This is a genomic window from Bacillus mycoides, assembly GCF_001757995.1.
GTDB lineage: Bacteria > Bacillota > Bacilli > Bacillales > Bacillaceae_G > Bacillus_A > Bacillus_A mycoides_B.
Genome location: NZ_LXLV01000071.1, coordinates 60,819 through 77,638, shown reverse-complemented (window position 1 = coordinate 77,638; position 16,820 = coordinate 60,819). Strand labels below are relative to the sequence as shown.

The window sequence follows — 16,820 nt, the reverse complement described above, 5'->3', positions numbered from 1 at the left end:
TTTATCTGAATAAGTTTGAAATTTATCCCCTTTTTTAACCATAATAAAATCCCCTCCAAGTAAAAGTGTAACATCCATGTGTATTCATGGTCTTTTTACACTGTCTACCTTAAGGGGATAATATCAAAAGGTGTTTTGGGACGGTCTTTTCATATTTATAAGTTGCTACTATTGTCGAATCGCTGATAAAACTCGAGTTGTGGTCGATATATTCGAAAAATCACCGATAAAATTTTATCCCGCTATTTGTGGGAGTCGGGCTGCCCGTAAAAGCTCGATTGGTGAAGGCTAATAATCAGTGGGGGATGAACAAAACCCCCACTGATTAAAGTTTCACTTTATTTGCCATCATGCGACATGAAAAAAGAGCTACTCTCATCGATTTTGGGACAGGTCCTTATTTGTTATGGTACTTCATGAAATATCATAATTTTCCATTAAATGTTTGATATAATTAGGGAAAAACATTTGGAGGAGACAGAATGGCGTTATTGGAGTTGAAACAATTAGGGAAGACGAACCAGTTGCCGGCAATTGAACTGGAGGTTGAAAAAGGGCAATGTGTTGTTTTGCAGTGCAATAATCATACAGCTAAAGTGTTGCATCGCATTATTATCGGAGAAGAAGAGGCTTCTTTGGGCAGTGTGCTATTTGAAGGTGAATCGATTGGAAAGAAGATGTATTCACGCATCGGCTTTTGTTTTTTGAAAGATGAAGCATATGACCGTTTAAAGGTGAAGGAGTACTTCAAGTTTTTATTAGGGCTTTATGAATCACATATGAGTATAGAAGAAGTTGTACAATATGTCGGTCTCCTAGATAAGTTAAACGCTAAAATAGAAAAATTGTCATTTTCAGAGAAACGCCGTCTTCATATCGGGCGGATTATGATTCACAATCCGGATTTAGTTATTTTAGAAGAGCCAGAGCAAAATGTAGATACAGAGAGTACGATTATTATTCGAAAAGCGATTATGAAAATGAAAGAGCAAGGAAAGGCAATCTTTATTACGTCCTCCTTTTTATCGGATGCCCTTTCGTTGACAGAAGATGTATACATATTAAACAATGATGGTGTGAAAAAGATAGAAATAGAGCAAGAAGAAGTTGAAGAAGTAGATGAAGAAAAAGTAGTTCAAATGATTCCGCAAATGAAACTGGAAAGAATACCAGCGAAAGTGAACGATAAAATCATTTTACTGGATCCGATGGAGATCCATTTCATTGAAACACAAAATGGAGTGACACATATTCATGTGCGCGAAGGTGAATTCGTATGCGCATTAACATTAAGTGAACTAGAAACGAGATTAACAGGATTCGGATTCTTTAGATGTCATCGCTCGTACCTCGTTAATTTACAAAGAGTACGAGAAGTCATTACGTGGACACGTAATAGTTTTAGTTTAATTTTGGATGACGAAAGAAAAAGTTCAATCCCGCTTTCGAAAGGACGAATGGATGAATTAAAAGGTGTAATTGGACTATAAAAATGCTCCAATAAGCTCAAAATAGGATTCATTCACCGGTAAAAATACTCCTTTTACCGGTATTTTACTGCGTAACCCCTTTGTTTTTCATATGATTGAGTCAAGAAAAGCGAAACAAACAAACGAAAAGCGCTAAAGCGACTTTCATCTATAAAAAGAAAAACAAAGGGGATGACGAAATGACATTGGCAATTGAAATGAAAGATGTAATGAAAAGTTTCGATGGAAAAACGGCCCTTCGAAATGTAAATATTGAGGTGAAGCAAGGAGAAATCTTCGGATTTCTTGGACCGAGCGGATCTGGGAAAACGACAACAGTGAAAATTTTAACTTCTCAATTGCTTCATAGCGTTGGAACAGTACGAGTATTAGGTAAAGACATTACAGGGCCAAGCAGCATCGATTACAAACGAATCGGTATTTTAACAGACAATAGCGGCTTATATGACAGACTTAGCATTTATGATAACTTACTATTATTTTGTGACTTATACGATTGTAAAAAAGAACGAATTGATGAAGTGTTAGCACAAGTGAACTTATTGGATGATAAAAAAACACAAGTGAAAAAGTTATCAAAAGGAATGAAGCAGCGCGTCATACTAGCGAGAGCAATTCTTCATAAACCAGATATCCTCTTCTTAGATGAACCAACATCTGCACTTGATCCAGTAAACGTACAAAACATTCATAAAATCTTAAAAGACTTAAATAAAGAAGGAACAACGATTTTCTTAACAACGCACAACATGGACGAAGCAGAAACGCTTTGTAACCGCATTGCCTTTCTGTGCGGAGGAGAAATAGTAGCTCTTGATACACCGGAAAACCTTCGCTTGCAATACGCGAAAGATCAAATACAAGTTGTGTTAACAGATAAGAAGAAAGAAATTGTGAAAAAAGATGAATTAGGGGCAAAACGCATTTCAGAATGGATGAAAAAAGGCGAATTACTATCTATTCATTCACACGAGCCAACATTAGGCGATATCTTTATTGAAGTTACTGGGAGGGGACTATAATGACATTTTCAATGAGACGATTTTCAGCAATTTTTCGGAAAGAGGTACAGGATTTTAAAACGAATTCACAAACTTTAATTATGTTGGTAATGCCACTTGTCTTTTCGGTATTATTTAGTCGCTCAGATAATATGAGAGAAGTTGGAGCAAGTACGTTAACTGTGATGGCGTTAGTTATGGTCGGAGGCTTTGTACAGGCGATGCTCATCGCTGAAGAAAAGGAAAAAAATACGCTTCGTGTTCTTATGCTATCACCAGCATCATCTATTGAAGTATTAATTGGTAAAAGTTCATTAACGGGTATGATTACAGTAGCGATCTGTTTTATTAATCTACTTATTTTAGGTAAATTAGAAGGTAATATTGCATTATTATTACTCATCTTTGTTCTTGGAATGCTAATATTTAACCTCATTGGTACTTGTATTGGATTATTAGCTCAAAATGTACCGCAAACATCAACAATTGGATTACCAATATTAATGACATTCCTTTTCGGTGATTTAATTGGAATGTTTGTGAAGAATGAAGTCGTTACAAAAATAGTCGATTATTTGCCAACTCGTCATATCGGTCTTGCAGTTAGCAGTGTTATAAAAGGTGGAGGTTTTAGTGCAATTACTAGTAATTTATTGAACATAACAATTTGGTTAGTTGCAGTATTTGTTATTACACTCTTCATTTATAGAAAGAAACAAATGGACTAAAAAATGAGCTCAAACGCTCAGTTTTTTCTTTTTTCATCATTTCCTCGGAAATTCTGCAATTCTTATACATATTTTTACAGATTTTGTCGAAAAGTAATTAGTTATAGGTTGTATAGGATGAGTGAATATTGTTCAAAATGATTGCTGAGGTGATGATGGAATGCGAGGAAGAAATAGTAAAAAGTCGCGAAAAGTAGTACATTTATTTCAAAAAAGATGGGTGTTTCCGGCACTATACATTGCTTGTGCAGCGGTAATCTTAATGGTTGCGCTATGGTTCCAGGGAGCTAATCCAAAGAAAGCTCCGAACCAAGATCAAGCAACACCGTATACACAAACGGAAGATCCAGCAGTACCGGTAACAAAATCTTCAGAAGTAATGAAAATGCCAGCTGCAGCAAATGCAGAAGTAGTAGTACAGAAGAAATTCTATGAAGATGCAGCATCAGAGGCGGAACAAGAAAAAGCACTTGTCTTTTATAACAACACATATTCCCCGAATAAAGGAATCGACATTGCTGCGAAAAACGGAAAAGAATTTGATGTTACAGCTGCTTTAAGTGGTACAGTAACGAAAGCTGAAAAAGATTCACTTCTTGGTTATGTTGTAACAGTAGATAGTGGAAATGGTGTAGCGGCATATTATCAAAGTTTAGGCAGTGTGAAAGTAGAAAAAGGTGCAAGAGTCGCGCAAGGTGAAGTGTTAGGAAAATCAGGTCTAAATGCAATGAATAAAGAGGTAGGTTCTTACGTTCACTTTGAAGTACGTAAAGACAATGTGGCTGTGAACCCTGAGCGTTACTTAAATAAATCAGTAGCAGAAATTAAAGCTGATGCGGGTGCTGCAAAGGCGACAAATGCTTCTGGTAAAAAAACTGATGACAAATCTCAAAAAGAAGAAAAGTCAACAAGCACGAAACCAGAAAGTAAAACAGAAGATAAGTCTCAAAAAGAAGAGAAATCAACAAGCGGCTCGACGAGTGATAAAGAGACGAATGGCAAACAAGATGAGAAATCTCAAAAAGAAGAAAAATCAACAAGCGGCTCGACTAGTGATAAAGAGACGAACGGCAAACAAGATGACAAATCTCAAAAAGAAGAAAAATCAACGAATGGTTCTACAGAATCATCTAACGGTTCTTCTTCACAAGAATAATAAAGTAAAAAAATCAGTTCTCATTAGGAGAGCTGATTTTTTTATTTTTATATAAAAATAATCAATTTCGAGAAAAAAGTTGCAATAACAAGGAAAAATGACGAGATTCTCGAATATATATTACAAAAGGGAGGGGATACTGTGTCATTTTTATCTGTTCTGTCGATTGCTATCATTTTATTGTTTGTTTTATTCGCTTTATATTATTATATTGCCGGTAAGAAAGAAGTTCCCCACCATCAGTTGTTAGAAGAAGAGTATGAAAGAGAAGAGTGACACCTTTTATAAAGAGGTGTCACTTTTTTTCGCCATAATTGTCATTGTTAACGTATTTCTCACAAAAAAACGTAATTTTTCTTAACTTAGTCCGCAAAAATAGTGAACATGTAGCATATATCAGTAGTGCGGGCAATACAATGGTATAAACCAATGCAAAGAGAGTGTTTGAGGTGAGAAATCGTGAATCATTTCATTATAAATCCAAGAATGTTTAACGCTTACAAACAGCACTCACATTTACTTCATAGTCGTATGCAGCGAGTCTCATTTCACACTTCTCACATCCAATTTAGGGAGGCGAGTGGTGTGCACGATTACATCAAAGAGAGAACTATCAAGATTGGCAAGTATATCGTGGAGACAAGAAAGACAGTGCGTGTAATCGCAAAGGAGTTTGGGGTATCAAAGAGTACAGTCCATAAAGATTTAACAGAACGTTTGCCAGAAATTAATCCAGAGCTCGCAAATGAAGTGAAAGAAATTCTTGATTATCATAAGTCTATTCGTCATTTAAGAGGGGGAGAAGCAACAAAGCAGAAGTATAGAAAAGAAGATACTGAAAACCCTGTGCGCCAATAAATCTAAAATAGCAAACATTCCTTGCAAATTCGGTAATATTTTTCAGAAGAATTCTTTTTGCGAATATTACGTTTCTGTTAAATTTATGATAAAATCAGGAATTAGGTGTAAAAGAATTCGGGTGTAACCTGATTTTGAATATCGAGGAGGAAATGACGGGAATGTTTGCGCGAGATATCGGAATTGACCTAGGTACGGCTAACGTATTAATTCATGTTAAAGGTAAGGGTATTGTATTAAATGAGCCATCTGTTGTGGCAATTGATCGTAATAGTGGAAAAGTATTAGCAGTAGGTGAAGAAGCAAGAAGTATGGTGGGACGTACACCTGGTAATATTGTAGCAATTCGTCCGCTTAAAGATGGTGTAATCGCAGATTTCGAAATTACAGAAGCAATGTTAAAGTATTTCATTAACAAATTGGACGTGAAGAGCTTCTTTTCAAAACCTCGCATTTTAATTTGCTGTCCAACAAATATCACATCTGTAGAACAAAAAGCAATTCGTGAGGCTGCTGAACGTTCAGGTGGTAAAACAGTATTTTTAGAAGAAGAACCAAAAGTATCCGCAGTTGGTGCTGGTATGGAAATCTTCCAGCCAAGCGGAAACATGGTTGTTGATATTGGTGGAGGTACAACAGATATTGCCGTACTTTCTATGGGTGATATTGTTACCTCTTCCTCTATCAAAATGGCTGGCGATAAGTTTGATATGGAGATCTTAAACTACGTTAAACGTAAGTATAAGCTATTGATTGGAGAACGTACTTCAGAAAATATTAAAATTAAAGTTGGTACAGTATTCCCAGGTGCACGTAGTGAAGAGCTTGAAATTCGCGGACGTGACATGGTAACTGGTTTACCACGTACAATTACAGTATGCTCTGAAGAAATTACAGAAGCACTAAAAGAAAACGCGGCTATCATTGTACAAGCTGCAAAAGGCGTACTAGAGCGTACACCACCAGAACTATCTGCGGACATTATTGACCGTGGTGTTATTCTAACAGGCGGTGGAGCTTTATTACACGGTATCGACATGCTTCTAGCAGAAGAGTTAAAATTACCAGTATTAATTGCTGAAAACCCAATGCAATGTGTTGCGGTTGGTACAGGTATTATGTTAGAGAACATTGATAAATTACCACGTCGTGCGTTGCGATAAGGTTTGAATGATTTAAAAAGTGCGAAGGAAATATTTCCTTCGCACTTTTTTTTGTAAATAAAAGAAAGTAAGAGGAGGTTTGTAATACCAGATAAGAAGGCGCCTTCTTAAACAAGATATGACAATAGTTGTTAGGTTATTGTCATAGTTTGTAAATGAAAATTATGTTATAATCATTCGTGTGAATTTCGTGTGAACTTAATGTAAAATCTATGTAAATTTGAGTCCTTCTTATCGTACATAGGTGCAAGGGACACTCTAATTTGAATATATTTCTAAAGTGAATAATTATAAAATAAGAACATTTCACAGGGGGCGCGATTATGAAAAAGGTTATTACATATGGGACTTTCGATTTATTGCACTGGGGACATATTAACTTATTGAAGAGAGCGAAAGATTTGGGCGATTATTTAATTGTTGCTGTTTCTTCAGATGAATTTAACAAATTAAAAAATAAAAAGTCTTATCACAGCTATGAGAATCGTAAAATGATTCTAGAAGCAGTTCGTTATGTGGATGAGGTGATTCCTGAGCATAATTGGGAGCAGAAAGTAAAAGACGTTGTTAATCATGACGTAGATACATTTGTTATGGGTGATGATTGGGAAGGGGAATTTGACGAATTAAGTGAATACTGTGAAGTCGTCTATTTACCACGTACAGCTGGAATTTCAACAACAAAAATTAAAAAGGAACTAGTGCAAGTTGCTAGATAAAATAAATGATTAGAGAAATAATGGTAGAAATCTATCTCATCTTAGTTGCAATTTTACATAGTATGATGAAAGTGTTTCCAATTAAAAAGAAAGTAACTTTTATTATGTCTTATGGTGAGAATTTATTTTTTATTTATGAGGAAATGCAACGCCAAGGTATAAATTGTGAGGTGGTTTTTTTATATAAATCTACATGTAAATATGAAGTGGACAACTACTCGAATGTGAAATCTTATAAATTTGAAACAAGGAATATATTCCACACTATTAAATCTGTCTATCATTTATCTACTTCTCAATATGTCATTGTTGATAATTATTTTGGATCGCTAGCAAAAATTAAATTTAAAAAAGGCGTAGAGTGTATTCAAATATGGCATGCAGCAGGTGCTTTTAAAAAATTCGGATTATTAGCTCCGTCTTTAAAAAAAAGAAGTCTACGAGCTCAAAACAGATTTATGGATGTTTATAAAAACTTCCATAAAATTGTTGTAGGGTCAGAAGCGCTTGCTGACATTTATAAGAAAGCTTTTGCTCTATCGGATAATAATATATTAAAAACAGGTATTCCGAGGACAGATTTGTTTTTTGATGAACAGAGACAAAAGAAAGTTAAAGATAATATTTTTATAGTAAATCCAAAGCTAAAAGATAAAAAGGTTATTTTATATGCGCCAACTTTTAGGGATAAAGAACTAGTAGATTTTGATTTACATCTAGATATCGATGAGATGTATAGGCAATTGAAAGGTGAGTATATTCTCATCATTAAATTACATCCAGCAATACGAAACATATGTAATTATGAGGAAAAGTATGCGGGATTTTTATATGACTATTCCCTTTATCCAAATATAAATGATCTATTTCTAGTGACGGATATATTAGTCACTGATTATTCCTCCATACCATTTGAATTCTGCTTATTAAATAAACCAATGATCTTTTTTGCATACGATTTAAAGAAATATATGAAAAAAAGAGGGACTATTGGTGATTATATATCTGATGTGCCAGGACCAGTTGTTTATACAACTGAGGAGGTGGTACAGGTGATAACAGATGGTAAGTTCAAAATAGATAGTATAAATAATTTTACTTTGAAATGGAATGAGTATTCGATAGGTGATTCAAGTAAGCACTTTGTAAATATGCTTTTTAAAGGGAAATAGTAAGGTAGTCATGCATTTCTATAATAAGGATGTGTTCGAGGAAAAGATAAAAGACTTTTTATAGGAAGTATACTTTATAAATGAATTAAAGAGGGGTTTTAATATTGCAACTCAAGAAAAAGATTAACAGAATGAAAAATCGTATTAATTTTTTATCAGGCCCGCTGAAAAAATATTCGAATGACCAAGGGTTTAAGAGAACTGTTAAGTACACTGATTTTTATGTGAAATTAGACTTGGATGAGAAAGTTATATTATATGAATCTTTCCATGGTAAAGGTATGACAGATAGTCCATACGCAATCTTTAAAAAAATTATTGATAATCCAGAGTATAAGGATTATACACATGTTTGGGCATTAAATGATGGAAATAATTTTTATGCTAAACGTTATGAAAATAAAAAAAATGTTAAGTTCGTTAAAGTTCATAGTGAAGAGTATTTAAAATATTTAACAACAGCGAAATATCTAATTAACAATACTACATTCCCACCTTATTTCCAGAAAAAAGAGGGACAAATCTATGTTAATACATGGCATGGAACACCTATTAAAACATTAGGAAAGGATATGAAGGGCGAAATAGGGCAACATAAAAATATTCAAAGAAATTTTATGCATTGTGACTATATATTAAATCCTAATAAATTTACTGCAGATACCATTGTAAATTCACATGATTTAGAAGGGTTATACAATGGTTATGTTGTCGATGAAGGTTATCCTCGAATTGACCTCACTCTACAAGTAAACCCGGAAGAAGTACGAGAATATTTAAAGGAATTTGTAGAAATTGATGAAACGAAAAAGATAATTTTATATGCACCGACTTGGAGAGGAGGAGTAAATCAGGTAAGTAATATTAAGGATGAGATTAACAATATTGTGAAAAAAATGTATTCTGAAATACCTAGTGATTATCAACTCCTGTTAAAAGTCCATACATTGACATATAAATTTATTAAAGATGATGAAAGCTTACGAGAGATTTGTATACCAGATTGGGTAGATTCCAATGAATTGATGTCAATAGTAGATGTTTTAGTAACAGATTACTCTAGTATATTCTTTGATTATATGGTAACAGAAAAACCAATCATTTTCTTAACGTATGATAAGGAAGCGTATGAAGAGCAACGAGGTTTATACGTTCAATTAGAAGATATGCCAGGTCCAATATGCTATACGGTAGACGAAGTTGTTCGTAGTATTGAAAAAATTGAGAGTGTAAAAAATGATTACAGTTTTAAATACCAAGAAATATTAAAAGAATATTGCTATCATGATGATGGAAATGCTACAGCAAGAGCGATTGAGATTATTTTCCGAGGAAAACATACGGAGAATGTATATAAAGTCACAAATGAGAATAAGAAAAATATTCTAATGTACTGTGGTGGGTTTTTGAATAATGGAATTACCACATCAGTTATTAACCTTTTGAATAATATTGATTACTCAAAATACAATGTGGCAGTTATTGATAAAGGGAAGTATGATCAAATTTCAAGAGATAATTTCAATCAAATTAATTCGAATGTGAAAAGATTTTATCGAGTAGGTAGTTTAAACACCACTTTAAAAGAATCTTATCAAAATAATTATGTTATGAAAATGGGGCTAAAGAATGAAAGAGCTCAGAAGGCGCTACCAAAGCAACTATACAAGCGTGAAATTTCAAGGTTATTTGGTAATGCGGAATTTGATATAGCTATTGACTTTAGTGGATATGTCCCATTTTGGACATTGTTATTTGCGTTTGGAGATTTTAAAAAGAGAAATATCTATCAACATAATGATATGTGGGCAGAATACTCTAAAAAAATTAAAGGTAAATTTAAGCATAGAGCTAATTTAAATATTATTTTCCCGTTGTATAAGGAGTTTGATAAAATAGTAGCTGTTGCAGAACACACAAGAAACTTAAATAGGAAGAATTTGAAGGATTATATTACACTAAAACAAGGTGTGTATGTCCATAATGCCATTGACCCTAATAAAGTACTTAAACAGATTGAAGAAGGCGACATATATAAATATGACGGGAAAGAATATTTATTAAAAGAAAATATTCACGGAAATGGTAAGCTTGAAATTAGAGGAATTGAAATGCCCCAAAAAGAGAACATTAATTTTGTTAATATGGGAAGATTGTCACCTGAAAAAGATCAGAAAAAGCTTATACATGCTTTTGCAAAAGTTACGGAACTCTATGATAATATTAGGCTTTATATTATTGGAGATGGAGTTTTAAAAGAAGAATTAGAGAATTTAGTGAGAGAAAAAAATCTAGAGGACAAAGTGATTTTTACTGGTCAAATGAGTAATCCTTTCTTACTTATTAATCAATGTGACTGTTTTGTTCTCTCGTCTAATCACGAGGGACAACCAATGGTATTGTTAGAGGCTTTAATATTAGGAAAGCCTATTATAGCTACTGATATTGCAGGATCAAGGAGCATTTTGGAAAAAGGCTATGGGGATTTAGTTGAAAATAACATTACTGGTTTAGTAATTGGGATGCAAAAGTTTATATTAAGTAAAACATCTTTTAAAGAATTTGATTTTCAAAAATATAATGGGCATGCTCTTGAAATGTTTTACGATGAAATATGCACTCTTAAAGAGAAGTAGAGCGTAATCAAATTAAAAAATATAATGAAATATGGAAGCTAAGTGAATTATGTTTATATCACTTAGCTTCTTGCATAAATAGTGATATTTTTAACGTTGTTAAGGTGATAAAAGGGGGCTTATTTTGAAAAAAATCACAGTGGTTGGTGCAGGAAGCTGGGGAACAGCACTATCTATGGTTCTAGCGGATAATGGGCATGAAGTGCGAATTTGGGGAAATAAAGCAGAACAAATCCATGAAATTAATGAGAAGCATACAAATGAAACATATTTACCTGGGATTCAGCTTTCTAAAACAATAAAAGGGTATGAATCCTTAGCGGAAGCAATGGATGGGATAGATACGATATTATTAGTTGTCCCAACGAAATCAATTCGTAGTGTAATGCAGCAACTGAAGGACATCGTAAAACAACCGATAACAATTATTCATGCAAGTAAAGGAATTGAACCAGGGTCATTTAAACGTATATCAGAAATGATTGAAGAAGAGATGCCGAAAGAGTTAATAGAAAGTGTTGTTGTTCTTTCAGGACCAAGCCATGCAGAAGAGGTGAGTCTTCGTCATCCTACTACTGTAACCGCTGCGTCATATCATTTACAGGCTGCGGAAAAAACACAAAAGCTATTTATGAATACAAATTTCCGTGTTTATACAAATCGAGATGTGATTGGTGTTGAATTGGGCGGGGCACTAAAAAATATTATTGCCCTTGGTGCAGGAATTTCAGATGGTCTTGGTTACGGAGATAACGCGAAGGCAGCTTTAATTTCCAGGGGACTAACTGAAGTTACACGATTAGGGTGTGAGATGGGAGCAAATCCGCTTACCTTTGCAGGATTAACAGGTGTAGGTGATTTAATTGTGACTTGTACAAGTGTTCATAGTCGCAATTGGCGAGCTGGAAATTTACTTGGAAAAGGTCAAAATTTAGAAGAAGTATTAGAAAATATGGGTATGGTAGTAGAAGGGGTTCGTACAGCTGAGGCAGCGTATCATTTAGCTGAAAAAATGAATATTGAAATGCCAATTACGAATGCAATATATAATGTTTTGTTTAATGGGAAAAATGCAAAAGAAGAGGTAGACACATTAATGGGAAGAACGGGAAAAGGCGAGGTTTCGCGTTAATGTATCGTAAGTATGAAGCGACTGAATTAGAAGGTGTGTAAACGACATGAGTTTTATAAGAAGAATAAAAAATCACCGTATTGTAAAGGAATTATGTAAGGCAGTATTTCTATTCTGTAGTTGTTTGCCTCCCAAAAAGAAATTAATTTTATTTGAAAGTTATTCTGGAAAACAATATAGCTGTAATCCACGGGCTATATATGAATATATGTTACAAAATAATATGGATTTTGAAATGATATGGAGTGTAAATAAAAACCATACAGTGCAATTTGATAAAGAAAATATCCCATATGTAAAAAGGTTCTCGATTCGTTGGTTTATTTTGTTGGCGCGTTCAAAATATTGGGTTACAAATAGTAGAATGCCCTTATGGTTACCTAAACCAAAACATACGGTATATATCCAAACTTGGCATGGTACGCCATTAAAGAAATTAGCTGGTGATATGAAAGAAGTACATATGCCAGGTACGACAACGGAAAAATATAAGCATAATTTTCATCTTGAAGCACAAAATTGGGATTATCTGCTTTCACCTAATACCTATTCTACAGATATCTTTAGAAGGGCATTTCAATTTCAAAAGGAAGTCGTAGAAGTTGGTTACCCACGTAATGATTTTTTATATCAGAGTAACAATTCTTCAGTAATAGAATCTTTAAAGAAGAAGAATAACTTACCGATAGATAAAAAAATTATTTTATATGCACCAACATGGAGAGATGATCAATTTTATAGTAAGGGACGATATAAATTAGATTTACAACTAGATTTGGATCTCTTACAAAGTAAGTTAGGATCGGACTATGTTATTTTATTACGTATGCATTATTTAGTAGCAGAAAAATTTGATTTAGTTAAATATAAAGGGTTTGTTTACGATTTTTCCAAGCATGTTGATATTAACGAACTATATGTAATATCTGATTTGTTAATCACAGATTATTCTTCAGTCTTTTTTGATTATGCAAATTTAAAGCGTCCAATCATTTTCTATACGTATGATATTGATTCTTATCGTGATAAATTAAGGGGATTTTATTTTGATTTGGAAGAAGAAGCCCCTGGACCGATTGTAAAGAATACAAGAGCGGTATTAGAAGAAATAGTAAAGTATGAAGTAAATGGATTGGGAGAATTTGCAGAGAAATACGATAGTTTCTATAATAAGTATTGTTATTTAGAAGATGGTGGTGCTTCTAAACGAGCTGTAAGGAAAATATTTTTCGGAGAGGCATAGTAAAGATGAACTCAATGATCATGGTATTGAAAGAACAGATAAGCAGTTTATATTTAATTAAACGTTTATCTATTTATCAAGTAAAAAGTACAAATAATAATAATTACTTAGGACTTTTTTGGGAACTTTTGAATCCACTAATACAGATGAGTATTTATTGGTTTGTTTTTGGGTTAGGTATTAGAGGGGGACAAGGTGTTAATGGAGTTCCTTTCGTCTATTGGTTATCTGCAGGATTAGTTGTATGGTTTTTTATAAATCCGGCAATGATGCAAGCTTCTAAGTCAATTTATACAAGGTTAAATATGGTTTCAAAAATGAGCTTCCCGATGAGCGTTATTCCAAGCTTTGTAATCATGTCTAATTTTTATTCACATGTAATACTTGTAGGAGTTATAACAATTTTATTTTTAGTAACAGGACAAGGAATTTCTATTCATTATATTCAGCTTGTTTATTATATGTTTGCCACTCTTATGCTAGTATGCTCACTGTCTCTAATTACATCCACTTTAGCGACAATTGTTAGAGATACTCAAATGATTGTTCAATCGATTATGAGAATGTTATTTTATTTAACTCCTATAGTATGGACTTCTGAAAGGCTACCATCTATTTTCCAAAAGATTATGCAATTAAATCCTTTTTGCTATATTGTTGATGGATACCGGGCATCTTTATTAGGAACAAATTGGTTCTTCCAAGATATAAATTATGCGCTATATTTTTGGGGATTTGTTTTTATTACTTTTTTAATTGGCTCAGCATTACATGTGAAATTTAGAAAGCACTTTGCAGATTATCTATAATGAGGGTTGTAAAAAATGAATGAATCAGTCAGGTTTCATAATGTAACAAAAAAATACAAAATGCACAGTAAAAATTCAGATAAATTAAAGGATATCATATATCCTGGAGGATTTGGCGAAGACTTTTATGCATTAAGAAATTTAGAGTTTGTAGCTCAAAAAGGTGATGTAATTGGTATTGTTGGGGTAAATGGCTCAGGAAAGTCGACGATGTCTAATTTAATTGCTGGAATTACACCACCTACAAAAGGAAAAATTGATATTAAAGGAAAAGTTACACTTATTGCTATTGCAGCTGGGTTGAACAATCAACTTTCTGGTAAAGAAAATATTGAACTAAAGTGCTTGATGATGGGATTAAGTAAAGAAAAAATTGAGAAGTTGACACCGGAAATTATTGAATTCGCCGATATTGGAAAATTTATTGATATGCCAGTCAAGAAATACTCAAGTGGAATGAAATCCCGTTTAGGGTTTGCTATTTCTGTAAGTATTAATCCAGACGTCCTTGTAATTGATGAAGCACTTTCAGTAGGTGATCAAACATTTACAGATAAATGTTTGAAACGTATGAATGAGTTTAAAGAACAAGGGAAAACTATCTTCTTCGTCAGTCACTCTTTGGGTCAAGTGAAAAAGTTTTGTACAAAGGCTTTATGGTTAGAATATGGAGAAATTAAAGACTATGGTCCAATTCAAGAAATTATGCCGAAATATGAAAACTTCTTAAAAGAGTACAGGGCTATGAGTAGAGAAGAGCAGCAGAAGTTTAAAAAAGAATCAATGGAGAAGCAGGCGGGTAAAAATTTAATAAACAATGAAGATACGAAAAAAGAGGGCACTGCTCAAGTTGTAGATCACCTATCATTATTAGGAAAACAAAGCCCACATCATACAAAAAAGAAAAAGGGACGAAAGTTCTTAAGTGCTATTATTGGTGTTATGTTATTGATGATACTTGTTGGGGTAACTTACTGGCAAAAGGATAGTATTCTATATTCTTTACAGGCGAAAGAGCAGAAGAAAGAACCAGTAAGTAAGGTGGAACGTACTAAAAAAGAGGAGAATCCACTTGCATCTTTAGATGTCCGGTATGTAAACTCTGCAAAAGGTCGTGTTAGGGGTACACCAACTTTAGATGGACAAGTAGTTGGAACGATATCGTTTGGAACTCCATTTGTTGTAAAAGAGCAGCAAAAAGAGATGAGATCAGATATTAATTGGTTAAAATTTACATTAGGGAATGGAGAAGAGGGTTGGATTAGTGAATCCATAGTTAAATCGATTCCGTATAACCAAACAATACCTTATGAAGAATTTTTAGATAAATTAAAACAATTAGATGGAATTACTCCAAATTTAGAAGAGTATCTTACTTTTTTAGGAAAGTCTAAAGAAGAGATAATTAACATAGTAGGTAATTCAAAAAATGAAAAACAATTAGCAGTTGGAACATTAGTTCAATATGAAGATATTGATATAGTATATAATAATCAATTAATTGTTCAGAAGATAAATATTAAAAATATGAAAATATTAAAAGAAAATTTATTTGGAAAATTGGGTGAAGCACAATTGAAGGCTGAAGATAATTCGCTGTTTATTTATCGATCAAATAAATTTGACTTTGACTTTTCTTTAATAGGTTCGATAATTAATGAAATATCAATTTCAGATATTTCAAAGTAATAAAGTTTGTTATTATATTAAATGAGCATGTAGTATTTGGATATTTATAGGGGGTTAACCGTTGAAAACAGTAAAAAAAGCCATTATTCCAGCAGCTGGATTAGGGACTCGCTTCCTACCAGCAACAAAAGCAATGCCAAAAGAAATGTTACCAATTGTTGATAAACCAACAATTCAATATATCGTGGAAGAGGCAATTGCGTCTGGAATTGAAGATATTATTATCGTAACAGGAAAAGGAAAACGTGCAATTGAAGATCATTTCGATCATTCCTTTGAATTAGAACAAAACTTACTATCAAAAGGAAAGTATGAAACTCTTGAAAAAGTACAAGAATCTTCAAAGATCAATATTCATTATATTCGCCAAAAAGAGCCTAAAGGTTTAGGACATGCTGTTTGGTGTGCTCGTAAATTTATTGGAAATGAGCCATTTGCGGTACTACTTGGTGATGATATTGTTCAAGCGGATACGCCGTGCTTACGCCAATTAATGAATCAATATGAGAATACACAATCATCAGTAATTGGTGTTCAAACTGTTCCAGAGAATGAAACGCATCGCTATGGTATTATTGATCCGATAGAGCAAAAGGATCGCAGTTATCAAGTGAGTAAATTTGTTGAAAAACCTGCTAAAGGAACAGCACCATCTAACTTAGCGATTATGGGGCGTTACGTGTTAACTCCAGAAATCTTTATGTTCTTAGAAGATCAACAAACAGGGGCAGGCGGAGAAATTCAGTTAACAGATGCGATTCAGCGTTTAAATGAAATTCAACGTGTATTTGCATATGATTTCGAAGGAAAACGCTATGATGTCGGAGAAAAACTAGGGTTTATTCAAACAACAATTGAAATGGCACTGCAACACGAAGAGTTAAAAAAAGAGCTATTAGATTATATGAAAAAGTTAGTGGAAAGCGCAATGGTTTGTAACTAAGCTTTAACGATACAAAAAAAGACTTCATTAGAAATGAAGTCTTTTTTTGTAGAAAAGGATGCTAAAATTTTTATGGATCAG

General features: G+C 33.4%; 15 protein-coding genes. All 15 read left to right on the top strand.

Annotated features, from left to right (window positions below):
• Window positions 1–482: 482 nt before the first annotated feature.
• Window positions 483–1,490 carry a LytTR family transcriptional regulator DNA-binding domain-containing protein gene (locus tag BWGOE10_RS26340; RefSeq protein ID WP_070145573.1) on the top strand — a complete coding sequence of 336 codons (1,008 nt, stop codon included), beginning with the start codon at window positions 483–485 and terminating at the stop codon, window positions 1,488–1,490.
• 179 nt (window positions 1,491–1,669) lie between these two features.
• Window positions 1,670–2,512, top strand: a complete 843-nt coding sequence (locus tag BWGOE10_RS26335) for an ATP-binding cassette domain-containing protein (protein ID WP_002184548.1) — start codon at window positions 1,670–1,672, stop codon at window positions 2,510–2,512.
• Window positions 2,512–3,219 carry an ABC transporter permease gene (locus BWGOE10_RS26330; protein ID WP_002184549.1) on the top strand — a complete coding sequence of 236 codons (708 nt, stop codon included), beginning with the start codon at window positions 2,512–2,514 and terminating at the stop codon, window positions 3,217–3,219. The genes BWGOE10_RS26335 and BWGOE10_RS26330 overlap by 1 nt, the downstream gene beginning before the upstream one ends.
• A 160-nt stretch (window positions 3,220–3,379) precedes the next feature.
• On the top strand, window positions 3,380–4,375 hold the full coding sequence (locus BWGOE10_RS26325) for a M23 family metallopeptidase (RefSeq protein WP_070145572.1): 996 nt from the start codon (window positions 3,380–3,382) through the stop codon (window positions 4,373–4,375).
• A 141-nt stretch (window positions 4,376–4,516) separates the two neighbouring features.
• Window positions 4,517–4,651: a hypothetical protein gene (locus BWGOE10_RS26320; protein WP_002016211.1), complete on the top strand. Its 135-nt coding sequence runs from the start codon at window positions 4,517–4,519 to the stop codon at window positions 4,649–4,651.
• A gap of 309 nt (window positions 4,652–4,960) precedes the next feature.
• Window positions 4,961–5,233, top strand: a complete 273-nt coding sequence (gene spoIIID / locus BWGOE10_RS26315) for a sporulation transcriptional regulator SpoIIID (protein WP_002089714.1) — start codon at window positions 4,961–4,963, stop codon at window positions 5,231–5,233.
• Between the two features lie 161 nt (window positions 5,234–5,394).
• Window positions 5,395–6,396 (top strand): rod shape-determining protein, encoded by a 1,002-nt coding sequence (locus tag BWGOE10_RS26310; protein WP_002184551.1) that lies wholly within the window; start codon window positions 5,395–5,397, stop codon window positions 6,394–6,396.
• A 323-nt stretch (window positions 6,397–6,719) separates the two neighbouring features.
• A complete protein-coding gene (gene tagD, locus BWGOE10_RS26305) occupies window positions 6,720–7,115 on the top strand; it encodes a glycerol-3-phosphate cytidylyltransferase (RefSeq protein ID WP_070145571.1) in 396 nt (131 codons plus the stop codon).
• A 5-nt stretch (window positions 7,116–7,120) separates the two neighbouring features.
• Window positions 7,121–8,287 carry a CDP-glycerol glycerophosphotransferase family protein gene (locus BWGOE10_RS26300; RefSeq protein WP_139211977.1) on the top strand — a complete coding sequence of 389 codons (1,167 nt, stop codon included), beginning with the start codon at window positions 7,121–7,123 and terminating at the stop codon, window positions 8,285–8,287.
• A gap of 131 nt (window positions 8,288–8,418) precedes the next feature.
• Window positions 8,419–10,923: a glycosyltransferase gene (locus BWGOE10_RS26295; protein WP_070145575.1), complete on the top strand. Its 2,505-nt coding sequence runs from the start codon at window positions 8,419–8,421 to the stop codon at window positions 10,921–10,923.
• A gap of 124 nt (window positions 10,924–11,047) precedes the next feature.
• Window positions 11,048–12,055, top strand: coding sequence for an NAD(P)H-dependent glycerol-3-phosphate dehydrogenase (locus BWGOE10_RS26290; RefSeq protein WP_070145570.1), 1,008 nt, complete (start codon window positions 11,048–11,050; stop codon window positions 12,053–12,055).
• 46 nt (window positions 12,056–12,101) lie between these two features.
• Complete coding sequence (locus BWGOE10_RS26285) at window positions 12,102–13,298, top strand: CDP-glycerol glycerophosphotransferase family protein (protein WP_070145569.1); 1,197 nt, start codon at window positions 12,102–12,104, stop codon at window positions 13,296–13,298.
• 5 nt (window positions 13,299–13,303) lie between these two features.
• Complete coding sequence (locus tag BWGOE10_RS26280; RefSeq protein ID WP_070145568.1) at window positions 13,304–14,107, top strand: ABC transporter permease; 804 nt, start codon at window positions 13,304–13,306, stop codon at window positions 14,105–14,107.
• A 15-nt stretch (window positions 14,108–14,122) separates the two neighbouring features.
• Window positions 14,123–15,796, top strand: a complete 1,674-nt coding sequence (tagH, locus tag BWGOE10_RS26275) for a teichoic acids export ABC transporter ATP-binding subunit TagH (RefSeq protein ID WP_070145567.1) — start codon at window positions 14,123–14,125, stop codon at window positions 15,794–15,796.
• A 61-nt stretch (window positions 15,797–15,857) separates the two neighbouring features.
• The gene (galU, locus tag BWGOE10_RS26270) at window positions 15,858–16,739 is read left to right on the top strand and encodes a UTP--glucose-1-phosphate uridylyltransferase GalU (RefSeq protein ID WP_002184560.1); all 882 of its coding nucleotides are present in this window, start codon (window positions 15,858–15,860) and stop codon (window positions 16,737–16,739) included.
• Window positions 16,740–16,820: the final 81 nt, after the last annotated feature.